The 12,173-nt window shown below is 31.8% G+C and carries 14 protein-coding genes; 11 read left to right on the forward strand and 3 right to left on the reverse strand.

The features are described from left to right. Positions 1-166 precede the first annotated feature (166 nt). Complete coding sequence (locus tag Q0L65_RS06630) at positions 167-463, reverse strand: thioredoxin family protein (protein ID WP_296684668.1); 297 nt, start codon at positions 461-463, stop codon at positions 167-169. A 74-nt stretch (positions 464-537) separates the two neighbouring features. Next, positions 538-1,773 carry a metallophosphoesterase gene (locus Q0L65_RS06635; protein ID WP_296684669.1) on the reverse strand — a complete coding sequence of 412 codons (1,236 nt, stop codon included), beginning with the start codon at positions 1,771-1,773 and terminating at the stop codon, positions 538-540. A gap of 144 nt (positions 1,774-1,917) precedes the next feature. Here Q0L65_RS06635 and polA point away from each other — a divergent pair, with 144 nt between their 5' ends. Further along, positions 1,918-4,746 (forward strand): DNA polymerase I, encoded by a 2,829-nt coding sequence (polA, locus tag Q0L65_RS06640; RefSeq protein WP_296684671.1) that lies wholly within the window; start codon positions 1,918-1,920, stop codon positions 4,744-4,746. A 42-nt stretch (positions 4,747-4,788) separates the two neighbouring features. On the opposite strand, the gene Q0L65_RS06645 is transcribed toward polA, so the two are convergent. Then, complete coding sequence (locus Q0L65_RS06645) at positions 4,789-5,817, reverse strand: LacI family DNA-binding transcriptional regulator (RefSeq protein ID WP_296684673.1); 1,029 nt, start codon at positions 5,815-5,817, stop codon at positions 4,789-4,791. A gap of 302 nt (positions 5,818-6,119) precedes the next feature. On the opposite strand from Q0L65_RS06645, the gene rplM reads away from it, so the two are divergent. The 10 genes from rplM to Q0L65_RS06695 all read left to right on the forward strand — a co-directional run bounded on the left by rplM (position 6,120) and on the right by Q0L65_RS06695 (position 12,152). Further along, positions 6,120-6,575 (forward strand): 50S ribosomal protein L13, encoded by a 456-nt coding sequence (gene rplM, locus Q0L65_RS06650; protein ID WP_264534442.1) that lies wholly within the window; start codon positions 6,120-6,122, stop codon positions 6,573-6,575. Further along, positions 6,575-6,961: a 30S ribosomal protein S9 gene (gene rpsI, locus Q0L65_RS06655; RefSeq protein WP_229317674.1), complete on the forward strand. Its 387-nt coding sequence runs from the start codon at positions 6,575-6,577 to the stop codon at positions 6,959-6,961. Before rplM ends, rpsI begins: the two co-directional genes overlap by 1 nt. Positions 6,962-7,134: 173 nt before the next feature. Beyond that, complete coding sequence (gene rpsB / locus Q0L65_RS06660) at positions 7,135-7,917, forward strand: 30S ribosomal protein S2 (RefSeq protein ID WP_296684676.1); 783 nt, start codon at positions 7,135-7,137, stop codon at positions 7,915-7,917. 111 nt (positions 7,918-8,028) lie between these two features. After that, on the forward strand, positions 8,029-8,853 hold the full coding sequence (tsf, locus tag Q0L65_RS06665) for a translation elongation factor Ts (RefSeq protein WP_296684677.1): 825 nt from the start codon (positions 8,029-8,031) through the stop codon (positions 8,851-8,853). 213 nt (positions 8,854-9,066) lie between these two features. After that, positions 9,067-9,381 carry a hypothetical protein gene (locus Q0L65_RS06670; RefSeq protein ID WP_296684679.1) on the forward strand — a complete coding sequence of 105 codons (315 nt, stop codon included), beginning with the start codon at positions 9,067-9,069 and terminating at the stop codon, positions 9,379-9,381. 496 nt (positions 9,382-9,877) lie between these two features. After that, the gene (locus Q0L65_RS06675) at positions 9,878-10,039 is read left to right on the forward strand and encodes a hypothetical protein (protein ID WP_296684681.1); all 162 of its coding nucleotides are present in this window, start codon (positions 9,878-9,880) and stop codon (positions 10,037-10,039) included. A gap of 89 nt (positions 10,040-10,128) precedes the next feature. Beyond that, entirely contained in the window at positions 10,129-11,202 is a 1,074-nt protein-coding gene (locus Q0L65_RS06680) for a hypothetical protein (protein WP_296684683.1), read from the forward strand. 1 nt (position 11,203) lies between these two features. After that, entirely contained in the window at positions 11,204-11,701 is a 498-nt protein-coding gene (locus Q0L65_RS06685; protein WP_296684684.1) for a hypothetical protein, read from the forward strand. 161 nt (positions 11,702-11,862) lie between these two features. After that, positions 11,863-12,000: a class IIb bacteriocin, lactobin A/cerein 7B family gene (locus Q0L65_RS06690; protein WP_296684686.1), complete on the forward strand. Its 138-nt coding sequence runs from the start codon at positions 11,863-11,865 to the stop codon at positions 11,998-12,000. 11 nt (positions 12,001-12,011) lie between these two features. Then, positions 12,012-12,152, forward strand: coding sequence for a hypothetical protein (locus Q0L65_RS06695; protein ID WP_296684687.1), 141 nt, complete (start codon positions 12,012-12,014; stop codon positions 12,150-12,152). Positions 12,153-12,173 lie beyond the last annotated feature (21 nt).

Raw genomic sequence — 12,173 nt, forward strand, 5'->3', positions numbered from 1 at the left:
ATAAATAACGATGCAAATATAGTGTTTTTTTTAATATTTAAAATAATCGAATACTTTAAAATTATAACTGCCACATAAAATTCAAAAGCAACATCGGACTATAACTAAAAAAAGTTCTACGAAATACATCGTAAAACTTTTTTAAAAAAATTTTAATTTAAATTGATTAGAATTGCTCCTGAACCAAATTAATAATAGCATTTGCGTCTAACTCTCCCGATTGCCTCCAGATCATTTGACCTTCTTTATAAATCATCAGAGTAGGAAGCCCTTTAATTCTTAGCGCTTCGGCTAGCTCTTGATTTTTATCGACATCAATCTTTATCACTTTAGCTTTATCACCAAGTGCTGCAGCTACATCTCTTATTACAGGATGCATGGATACAGAAGACTCATTCCAATCTGTGTAAAAATCAATTAACACAGGGATTTGTGCGTTTATAAGTTCTCCAAATTTTGACATAAAACCAAAAATTTAATTTTTATAATCTGCTTAAAAAGAGATAAATATTTTACAAATGTAGCATTTTTAACTAATTACACTACATTATTCCCTTTTTTTAGCTCTATCACCGTAATTTCAGGCATGATTCCAACCCTTCCTGAGTAGGCATGAAAACCAAATCCTCGATTTACATACACATGCCTACCTTTGTTTTCATACAAACCTGCCCATTGTTTATACACATATTGTGCCAAACTCCATTTGAAGTAACCAGGAATTTCAATTCCAAACTGCATTCCGTGTGTATGACCCGATAAAGTTAAATGAAAATTTTTCTTGTGATGTTGCACTATATAGTCCCAATGACTTGGATCGTGGCTCATTAAAATTTTAAAATCTTTTTTAGTTAATCCTTCAGAAGCCTTGTCTATATCTCCTAATTTTTTAAAATTATGACCCCAATTTTCAACACCAACTAGAGCTATTTTTTGACCGCCTTTTTCGATAAAAGTATGTTCATTTAAAAGCAATTTGAAATCAATTTGTCCGTATAAATCTTTTATAGCTTGAAAATTAGCTTCTTTTTCTTTTTCAGAAGGCCAAGTCACATATTCTCCGTAATCATGATTTCCAAGAACTGAATACTTACCATATTTATGTTCTTTAATCTTGTTAAAAGTCCCAATCCACGGAATCATTTCTTTGGCATGCGTATTTACAATATCTCCTGTAAACAAAATCATATCTGAATCTTGTTGATTTACCAAATCTATAGCATAATTAATTTTTTCAGGATTATCAAAACTACCACTATGCACATCTGAAATTTGAGTGATTTTAAAACCATCAAATTCTTCTGGTAAGTCTGGAAAATAAATACGTTGCTTAATTACTTTAAAATTGTACTTCCCTTCAAAAATACCATACATTAAGGATAAAAAAGGAATAGACGCTAATCCTAAACCCATCTGACTTACAAATTTTCTGCGTGAAGCAAAGAAAGGCTGATCTTTCTTTTTCTTTGCCAAATAATTTACAGATCCTTTTCCTACCCTAAAAAAATCTTCGGTTAACATCACTAGTGCCAAAACCGCTTTAGGCAAATACACCATTAGCGCAAATCCTAATACCAACATTGTTTTTCTAGTTTGACCAATTGAACGATCAAATTGAGAAATAGAATAAATAAAATAAACGGCTAACAGAAGTGAAACTGCTTGGTACAACACCAACATCTTTTTTCGTTGTAAAAGTGTTCGAAGAGCTTGAAAGGAAAACCACTCTATAGTTCCAAAAATCAGAAAAAAAGTTAATAAAACAGTAATCATTTATAGGACAATAAATTATTATAGGAGCAAAATAACAACTTAATTATACAAAACAGGTTTTAATTAATTAAAATTTAACTCTAAAAGAAAACTTTCATTCGGTTTCCTTATTTTTACAGATTCAAATTTTAGAACAAAATACTAATGTCTACTAAAAAACGACTTTTCCTTCTTGACGCCTATGCCTTAATTTTTAGAGGGTATTATGCTTTTATAAAAAACCCACGCATCAACTCTAAAGGGCTTGACACCTCTGCTATTATGGGATTTATGAATTCTTTGATGGATGTCATTAAAAGAGAAAAACCAGATCATCTAGCTGTTGCCTTTGACAATGGAGGAAGCGATTTGCGAAATGATATTTTTCCAGAATACAAAGCCCATCGTGATGCCACTCCCGAGGCTATAAAAATTGCTGTTCCTTATATCCAAGAATTGCTTCGCGCCATGCACATTCCTATTATTGAAGTAAAAGGATACGAAGCAGATGACTTAATTGGAACAATTGCTAAACAAGCCGAAAAACAGAATTACCAAGTTTTTATGGTAACACCAGACAAGGATTTTGCTCAATTGGTTTCAGAAAATATCTTCATGTACAAACCTGCCCGAATGGGAAATGGAATCGAAATTTGGGGTATTCCAGAAGTGTTAGCAAAATTTGAAGTAGAAAGACCGGAACAAGTAATTGATTTTCTTGGAATGATGGGAGATGCAGCGGATAATATTCCTGGACTCCCTGGAGTAGGCGAAGTAACTGCTAAAAAACTATTAAAAGAATTTGGCTCTATGGAGAACCTTTTAGCAAATACAGACAAGCTGAAAGGAAAAATGAAGGATAATATTGAAGCTAATAAAGAAAAAGGACTTTTGTCAAAAACATTAGCTACTATTTTACTAGACTGTCCCGTTCAATTTGACGAAACCGATTACGAGTTATCTACTCCCGATGTAGACAAAACAGATGCTTTATTCAACGAATTGGAATTTCGTAGAATGGCAGAACAATTTGATGCCATTTTCAGAAAAGGGGAAACAGCACCCGTAATAGACGAAGCCAAATTATATAAAAAACCACAACCGAAGACTGAAGAACAATTTGATCTTTTTGGAAGTGCTATTGATGAAGGTTCCGAAGAAACACGTCATCAATATTACAATTCGTTAGAAAACACAGAGCATTCGTACCAAATTATTCAAGGTGATTTAGGAATCAAATTATTATTGCAGAACCTACAAAACCAAACTTCGGTTTGTTTTGATACCGAAACGACAGGATTAGATGCCTTACACGCCGAATTGGTCGGGATTTCATTTTCGTATGAAAAAGGAAAAGGATTTTACGTTCCGTTTCCTGAAAACCAAACAGAAGCCCAAACTTTAATTGAAAAATTAATTCCTTTTTTCGAGAATGAAAACATTGAAAAAATAGGTCAGAATTTAAAATATGATTTAAAAGTATTGTCGAATTATGGCATTACTGTAAAAGGTAAATTATTCGACACCATGATTGCGCATTATCTAATCAACCCAGATATGCGTCACAATATGGATATTTTATCTGAAACGTATTTGAAATATGCACCTCAATCTATTGAAGCATTAATTGGCAAAAAAGGAAAAAATCAAAAATCGATGCGTGACGTTCCTTTAGAGGAAATAAAAGAATATGCAGTAGAAGATGCTGATGTAACCTTACAGCTTTCTGAAATTTTCAATACTGAACTAGACAAAACACACACTAAAAAACTATTTGAAGAAATCGAAATTCCTTTAGTTACTGTTTTAGCAAGCATGGAAAAAGAAGGAATCAATCTGGACGTTCCATTCTTAAAATCGCTATCGAAAGAATTAGGTGACGATATTTCTCAATTGGAAAGTCGCATTTACGAAATTGCAGGAGAGAAATTCAATTTGGCTTCCCCGAAACAATTGGGAGATATTTTGTTTGACAAACTAAAAATTGGTGGCGCCAAACAAAAGAAAACTAAAACCGGTCAATATGCTACTGGTGAAGAAATTCTAAGTTATTTAGCCAAAGATAACGAAATTGTGAGTGCTATTTTAGATTGGCGTTCGCTTATCAAATTACAAAACACCTATGTAGAAGCTTTGCCTTTGCAAGTAGACGCAAAAACGCATCGTGTTCATACCGATTATATGCAAACTGTAGCCGCTACAGGACGTTTAAGTTCTAACAATCCTAATTTGCAGAACATCCCGATTCGAACAGAACGTGGAAGACAAATCAGAAAAGCATTTATTGCTCGAGACGAAAACTATACGTTACTCTCTGCCGATTATTCTCAAATTGAACTGCGCATTATTGCTGCTTTAAGTGGTGAAGAAAATATGATTAAGGCTTTCCAGCAAGGAGAAGACATTCACAAAAGTACTGCCGCCAAAGTATTCAATGTCCCTTTAGAAGAAGTAACCAAAGAACAACGTAGTCATGCTAAAACGGTCAACTTCGGAATTATATACGGTGTTTCTGCTTTTGGATTAAGTAATCAAACATCTTTATCACGTGCCGAAAGTGCCGCGCTAATTGAAGCCTATTACAACACTTATCCAAAACTAAAATCATACATTCAAGAGCAAATTGAAAATGCACGAGAGAAAGGTTTTGTACAAACCATTTTAGATCGTCGTCGTTATTTAAAAGACATCAACTCGGCCAATGCAGTGGTGCGTGGTGCGGCAGAACGAAATGCTGTCAACGCTCCTATTCAAGGAAGTGCCGCCGATATTATCAAAATTGCTATGATCAATATTCATAAAAGACTGATTGCTGAAAATTGGAAGTCAAAAATGTTGCTGCAAGTTCATGACGAATTGGTATTTGATGTTCACAATAGCGAGTTAGAAAAAATTCAATCGATGATCAAACATGAAATGGAACAAGCAGTTTCATTAAGCGTTCCTTTAGAAGTGGAAATCGGAATAGGAAAAGATTGGCTAGAAGCCCATTAAAACCATAAAAAAAATCCATTCATTAGAATTGATTTTTTGTTTTTATACTCTTGCAGTAGTTTCACGTTCTTTCAAAACGGTTTTAATCACTTTAGTTTCATAAGGTGGTTCTTCTTCTGAATCGTCTTCCAAACGCTTAATCAATAATTTAGCCGCCTCTTCTCCTATCTCAATTCCGTGCTGACTTACCGTAGTTAAACTTGGTGACAATCTTCTTGAAGCTAAAATACCATCGGCAAAGCCAATAATACAGAGTTCTTCTGGAATTTTATATCCTTTTTTCAATCCCATTCGTAAAGCTGCAACCGAATCATTTTCTTCTAACGCGAAGATGCCATCAATTTTATTATTGGTAAAAACAGATTCCATTTTTTCTTTCAAATCTTCTTCTGAGTCGGTTCTAATAATCAAATTATTGTTTACAGGAATATTATTTTTTTCTAAAGCTTTCAAATACCCATCAAATCTCAGTTTTCCAACACTCAAATTATCAACTGATGAGAGTAGCGCTATATTTTTACACCCTAAATCAATTAAACGTTGCGTAGAATCTAAAGCCGAATCGAAATCATCAACAACCACTTTATCACAATCAATACCTTCGGCGATTCTATCAAACATCACAATAGGGGTCCCATCATTGATAATTTCCTTAAAGTGATCATAATTATTTTGTTTTTGGGCTTCTTCAGAAACTGACAAAATAAATCCGTCAATCGTACCATTACTTAACATCTCTAATGTATGCGCCTCTTTTTCCAAAGACTCATTGGAGATACACATAATAACGTTGTATCCTTTTTCATCAGCCACTTTTTCAATTCCACTAAAAACTTTTGCAAAAAACGAATTCAAAATGTTCGGAATAATAACGCCTATTGTTTTGGTCTTTCTATTCTTAAGATTCAAGCCTATAATATTAGGCTTGTAATTTTTAAGTTTAGCATATTCCTTTATCTTGGTTTTAGTTTGCTCGCTAATTTCAGGACTATCGTTAAGTGCTTTTGAAACTGTAGATACAGACACATTAAGTTCTTTGGCGATTTGTTTTAGTGTTGCTTTAGCTTTCATATATGGAATTTAAAACGCTAAAATAAGAAAAAAATTGGTTGAATAACGCGATTAGGCTAATGACTGGACGATTACGATTCAAAAAAACATTGAAAAATCAAGATTTTTTCAAAAAATAGATCCGATTTTAACAAAAAAGAAGCTCGAAAAATACAAAAACACAAAGCAGCCTAAAAACAAATCCTTTAGCTACTGATAATCAGAACTAAATAATATTTTAGGACAATTTGTATTTCAGAAAAATAATTGTACTTTTGCATCCCCTTTATTGGGGATGGAATGTTTAATTAAAAATAAAAATTGTGAACACATTAAGCTACAAGACAATTTCAGCTAACAAAGCCACTGTATCAAAAGAGTGGATTGTTGTTGATGCTGATGGTCATAACTTAGGTCGTCTTGCTTCAAAAGTCGCTATGATTTTGAGAGGTAAATACAAGCCAAGTTATACACCGCACGTGGACTGTGGAGATAACGTAATCGTTATTAACGCAGAGAAAATCAACCTTACAGGTAACAAATTGGATGAAAAAACATACATCCGTCACACTGGTTACCCTGGAGGACAAAGAAGTTTGACTGCAAAAGTATTGCAATCAAAAAACCCAGCTTTATTAGTAGAAAAAGCTGTAAAAGGAATGTTGCCTAAAAACAAATTAGGAGCTGAACTTTTTAGAAATTTAAATGTTGTTGTAGGATCTGAGCACAAACAAGGCGCTCAAAAACCTAAAACTGTTAACCTAAACGATCTTAAGTAATGGGAGTTATTCACAAAATCGGTAGAAGAAAAACCGCTGTTGCACGTGTTTATGTTTCGGAAGGAACAGGAGTAATCACTGTAAACAAAAAAGAATTCGCAACTTACTTTCCAACTGCTACTTTACAGTACAAAGTGTTACAACCAATGTCTATGACAGAGAACGCTAACAATTTTGACGTAAAAGTAAATGTTTACGGAGGTGGTTCAACTGGTCAAGCAGAAGCTGTAAGAATGGCATTAGCACGTGTAATGTGTGAAGTAAATGCTGAAAACAGAGCAATCTTGAAACCAGAAGGTTTATTAACTAGAGACCCTAGAATGGTTGAACGTAAGAAATTCGGTCAGAAGAAAGCTCGTAAGAGATTCCAATTCTCTAAACGTTAATATTACCTGTCTTGTTCAAATGGGACAAGACATCGTTCATTTATTATTGAATTTAAAAACACAGTTATTGTTGCTCCTACCGAGGTAGGGAATAGTTTAGCATCTAAATGTATATAGCCGAGCAATCGCCATCTATACATTGCTAATCAACAGAACGTAAACTAGTACAAAAAATGGCAAACAAAGTTGAAGTAAAAGAATTACTAGAAGCAGGTGTTCACTTCGGACACATGACTAGAAAATGGGATCCAAACATGGCTCCTTACATTTATATGGAACGTAATGGAATCCACATTATCAATCTATATAAAACTGCAGCAAAAATCGAAGAAGCTAATGAAGCTTTGAAAAAAATCGCTGCATCAGGTAGAAAAATTTTATTCGTTGCTACCAAAAAACAAGCAAAAGATATCGTAGCTGAGAAAGCTAAAGCTGCAAACATGCCTTACATCACTGAAAGATGGCCAGGTGGAATGTTGACTAACTTCGTAACTATCCGTAAAGCTGTTAAAAAAATGGCTACTATTGATAAAATGAAGAAAGACGGAACATTCATGACTCTTTCTAAAAAAGAGCGTTTGCAAGTAGATCGTCTTCGTGCTAAATTAGAGAAAAACTTAGGTTCTATCGCTGACATGTCTAGACTACCTGCAGCCTTGTTCGTAGTAGATATCAAAGCAGAACACATCGCTATAAAAGAAGCTCAAAAATTAAACATTCCAGTTTTCGCAATGGTGGATACGAATTCAGACCCAAGAGAGGTTGATTACGTAATCCCTGCAAATGATGATGCTTCTAAATCAATCGATAAAATTTTAACTTTAGTTACTGCAGCTGTTGTTGAAGGTCTTTCTGATAGAGGATCTGAAAAAGAAGTTGAAGAAGTTGCCGCTCCTGCTGTTGAAGCAGAAGTAGAAGCTGCTCCTGCTGCTGAAGCTCCAGCAACTGAAGAATAAATCAAACCATTTTAAGATTGAAAGATTTGAAGATTTCAAATTATTGATTGATACAATTAATAGTTAAGTCCTTAAATTTTTCAATCTTTTACTCTTTAAATTAAAAAAATTATGGCAACAATTACTGCTGCAGACGTAAATAAATTAAGAACAATCACAGGTGCAGGTATGATGGACTGTAAAAAAGCCTTGGTTGAAGCTGACGGAGATTTTGATTTAGCAATCGAAAACTTACGTAAAAAAGGACAAAAAGTAGCGGCTAACCGTTCTGATAGAGAATCTACAGAAGGTGCTGTTATCGCTGTTGTAAACGACGCTAAAACATCTGGTGTTGTTATCTCATTAAACTGTGAAACTGACTTCGTTGGTAAAAACGAATCTTTCGTGAAATTAGCACAAGAATTAGCTGCTTTAGCTTTGAACTTTGATTCTAAAGAGGCTTTCTTAGCAACTGATTTCCACGGAATCACTGTAGCTGAAAAATTAATCGAGCAAACAGGAGTAATTGGAGAAAAAATCGAAATCGGTTCTTTCGAAAGATTAGAAGGCCCATTCGTTGGTTCTTACATCCACGCTGGAAACAAAATCGCTACTTTAGTTTCATTATCTGCTAATGTTGCTGGAGCTGAAGAAGCTTCTAGAAACGTAGCGATGCAAGCTGCTGCTATGAACCCAATTGCTTTGAACGAAGCTGGTGTTGATGCTGCTGTTATCGAAAAAGAAATCGAAATTGCAAAAGAGCAATTAAGAGCTGAAGGTAAACCAGAAGCGATGTTGGAAAACATCTCTAAAGGAAAAATCCAACGTTTTTACAAAGACAATACCTTAATAAACCAAGATTATATCAAAGACGGTTCTATGAATGTAGCTGCTTATGTAAAATCAGTTGACGCTAACTTAACTGTTACAGGATTCAAAAGAGCTGCTTTAGGATAATCTAAGGAGATTTTAATCTATCCCTATAAATCCCATTCCTAACCGAATGGGATTTTTTTTGTGTTTATACGAGTGAAAGTAACCTAAATTAAGTGCTGAAAAAGAGAATTGTGGGTCAAGAAAAAAAATAGGATTAGCACAGAACAATTTTAAAAAGAATTACTATTTTTATCTCACCTAAATTTATTTCCTAAATCTTAATCTGCCCCAATTATGAAATCCATAAAGCACATAGATAGAATTAATAAAATACACTCCCTTATTAATTCTCAAAAAACAGGAACTCCAGAAACATTTGCCAAACAATTGGATTTAAGTCGTAGACAAATGTATAATGAGTTAGAATTCTTCAAAACCTTAAACGCTAAAATTAAGTATTGTAAAAAGAAAGAGACTTTTTACTATACTTCCGAATTTGAATTCTCATTTAGTTATGCATTGGTTGCAATTTCAGACGCGGAGTCTATAAAAATTTCAGGAGGGCTTTGTCTTAATACTATAAAGTTTAATGTATTTTATGAAAGATAATTTATCAAAGAAAGATTTAAGTATTTTAAAAAAGTCTTTAAGAAATATATTAATTGTTATCATTTACTATTTCATAATTCTCAATCGCCTACTTTTAAAAAATATTCACCAGATGTAATAGATTTTCTCTTAAACACCTTACCCAATTTTTCAGCTGGTATAGTTGGTACAATTGCATTTTATGAATATATACAACACTATAGAAACAGGTTGTTGTTTTCAATAATGATTTCGGGGATTTGGCTTACAGCAGAAGAGTATTATCCTGTTTTTTCTCATAATTTATATTTTGACTATTGGGATATTTTTATGAGCTGGTTTGGATGTGGTTTATCAGCATCATTTATACTTTTTAGAAGATTTAAAAAAATATTTTAATTTATTTCATAGTGCTTAGAACTTGCACGGAAGTAAGATAAATTTGAATTATTAAAAAAGTTCTCGAGAAACTAATTTTGTGTTTAACCAAATTATTAACGTTTTAAAAAATTTAATTATGAACTTAGAAAATTTAAATTTAGTAGAGCTTAATGCTCAAGAATCAAGAAAAATAGAAGGGGGATGGTCTTTTTTTAGATTCGTCTTAACTGGTGTTTTAGATGGAATTCCAAACAACACAGAGTCTCACTTCGAGCTTTTTGGCATAAGTCTATGGTAGTGTAAATAAATCAAATGCTCTATAAATTATTAAAGTATAGAGCATTTTTTACTCCCTTCCTAATGTGAAATTATTATACACTACAGAGAATGAAAAATAGACTCTTCATTATAGTTTTATTATCTTTTTCTTTTTCGTATTCTCAAAAATTAATTTGTGAACTTGGAAAAGATGTTACTGTTCCTTTTGTAGAAATATATTCTGACAATGGAGATTTAATAGACATAACAAATAAGAATGGTGTAATAAGCGAAAAATTAGAAGGAAAAATAGACTCCTCTAATACACAGTTTATAACTTTTAATCATCCTTTTTTTGAAAGCAAAGAGGTTTCTATTAGAGATTATTTCAAATCAAAAGTTTTTTTTTTAAAACGAACTGCAATTGAATTAGACGAAGTTCTAATAACTAAGAAGAAAAATATAAAATATTTAAAGTTAAAAGGTTATTTTAGAAGTGTGCAGATGAACGAAAATAAACCGCATTATTTCAATGATGGAATTGTAAGTTACTATGTATCACTAAAAACAGGAAAAATAAAATCAAAAGTATTGTACAATAGATCTTTTGAAGATAAAAATTTAAAACAATTAAGTGGATTATACCACTTTTCTGTCGTTGGAGTTCCCTTATTTAATGATTTGCTGATACAAAAAAACATTTTAAATAAATATACTTTAAATAAAGAATCTGATAAATTTAAGAGCATCATATTTGATAATAAAACAAAAGGATATTTAAACACAAATAATGACAATATTGAACTTCAACTTTCAATTAATTCAAAAGAAGATTCAAAAAAAATGAAATTATTAGGGATGGAATCGGAGTTAGATTTATATAATATTTCGGCCATTTATGATTCAAGTGACAAAATTGATTTCGACTTAAACAATCTTATATTTTTTAAAGAAATCCGAGGATATAATTTAAGAAAAAATAAACAACAAAATTTTTCAAGAATAGACGCAACACATGAGTTTTTTTTACTTGAAAAAGAATACCTTGAGAATATTGACGATAATAATTTTGATAATAACTATTCATTTATATATCCCAGTAGGTATGATTATTCATTTTGGTTAAAAATAGATAACAAACTATTTCAACCTTATCCAACCTCATTGTCCAAAGCCATTCAGCAAATGACAGAAATAAAATAATATGAAATTTGTTTTTTTATTTTTCATTGCCTCAAAATTATTTTCTCAAAATTCAACATCAATTGACAATTTGAGAGATACTGTCTCTAAAAAAATTATACTTAAAGATGTTATTGTAAGGAACAATTCAAAAATTAATGCTTTAGAATTAGGTATTTTATCGCGCGCGCCGAAAAAATATACTTTACAAGAAAGGAGGTATTATTCATCAACATCAGGGCCAATTTTCTTACTAATAAATAGTTTGAATGGAAATGTAAAGACCCTCAAAAAAAATATTGAAGTCGAAAAAAAAATAAAATTATTAGCAGATTTATCAAATCTTATAGACAACTCATTCTATATTGATGTTTTAAAAATATCAGAAAAAGACATCATGAGTTTTAAGTATTTCATTATTGAGAACTCTATTTTTAGACAAGAATTTAATTTAAATAAATTAAATATTATGAAATTTAAAATGATTGAATTGTCAATTAAATTTAAACAACTCGATTAATAAACTTCTTTATGTTACATTAACCATATAAATTTTATTAATATTTCATTTAGTGCTTAGAACTTGCACGGAAGTAAGATAAATTTGAATTATTAAAATGAAGTTCTCGAGAAACTAATTTTGTATTTAACCAAATTATTAACGTTTTAAAAAATTTAATTATGAACTTAGAAAATTTAAATTTAGTAGAGCTTAATGCTCAGGAAATGAAAGATATTGAAGGTGGCTTCTTGTTGGAGTTACTATGTCTTGTCGTTGGAATTATTGTAGGAGTAAATTTGTATAACGCAACTCATTAAAACTTAAAATTATGAAATTAGAAACATTAAATCTAGTAGAACTAAATGAATCTGAAAAAATAGATACTTCAGGAGGTTTTTTTGGTTGGTTTATGCTTGGTCTTTTTATAGGCTGGATTTTATCTGGAGGTGAGGTAACAACAACACAATAGTTATGAGCATTAATAATGTTG

It is taken from the genome of Flavobacterium sp., assembly GCF_024642105.1.
In the GTDB taxonomy this organism is placed as follows: domain Bacteria; phylum Bacteroidota; class Bacteroidia; order Flavobacteriales; family Flavobacteriaceae; genus Flavobacterium.

Coding starts and splice junctions, on each gene's coding strand:
- Q0L65_RS06630 (WP_296684668.1), bottom strand. CDS start 463: ATGTCAAAATTTGGAGAACTTATAAACGCACAAATCCCTGTGTTAATT.
- Q0L65_RS06635 (WP_296684669.1), bottom strand. CDS start 1,773: ATGATTACTGTTTTATTAACTTTTTTTCTGATTTTTGGAACTATAGAG.
- polA (WP_296684671.1), top strand. CDS start 1,918: ATGTCTACTAAAAAACGACTTTTCCTTCTTGACGCCTATGCCTTAATT.
- Q0L65_RS06645 (WP_296684673.1), bottom strand. CDS start 5,817: ATGAAAGCTAAAGCAACACTAAAACAAATCGCCAAAGAACTTAATGTG.
- rpsI (WP_229317674.1), top strand. CDS start 6,575: ATGGGAGTTATTCACAAAATCGGTAGAAGAAAAACCGCTGTTGCACGT.
- rpsB (WP_296684676.1), top strand. CDS start 7,135: ATGGCAAACAAAGTTGAAGTAAAAGAATTACTAGAAGCAGGTGTTCAC.
- tsf (WP_296684677.1), top strand. CDS start 8,029: ATGGCAACAATTACTGCTGCAGACGTAAATAAATTAAGAACAATCACA.
- Q0L65_RS06670 (WP_296684679.1), top strand. CDS start 9,067: ATGAAATCCATAAAGCACATAGATAGAATTAATAAAATACACTCCCTT.
- Q0L65_RS06675 (WP_296684681.1), top strand. CDS start 9,878: ATGAACTTAGAAAATTTAAATTTAGTAGAGCTTAATGCTCAAGAATCA.
- Q0L65_RS06680 (WP_296684683.1), top strand. CDS start 10,129: ATGAAAAATAGACTCTTCATTATAGTTTTATTATCTTTTTCTTTTTCG.
- Q0L65_RS06685 (WP_296684684.1), top strand. CDS start 11,204: ATGAAATTTGTTTTTTTATTTTTCATTGCCTCAAAATTATTTTCTCAA.
- Q0L65_RS06690 (WP_296684686.1), top strand. CDS start 11,863: ATGAACTTAGAAAATTTAAATTTAGTAGAGCTTAATGCTCAGGAAATG.
- Q0L65_RS06695 (WP_296684687.1), top strand. CDS start 12,012: ATGAAATTAGAAACATTAAATCTAGTAGAACTAAATGAATCTGAAAAA.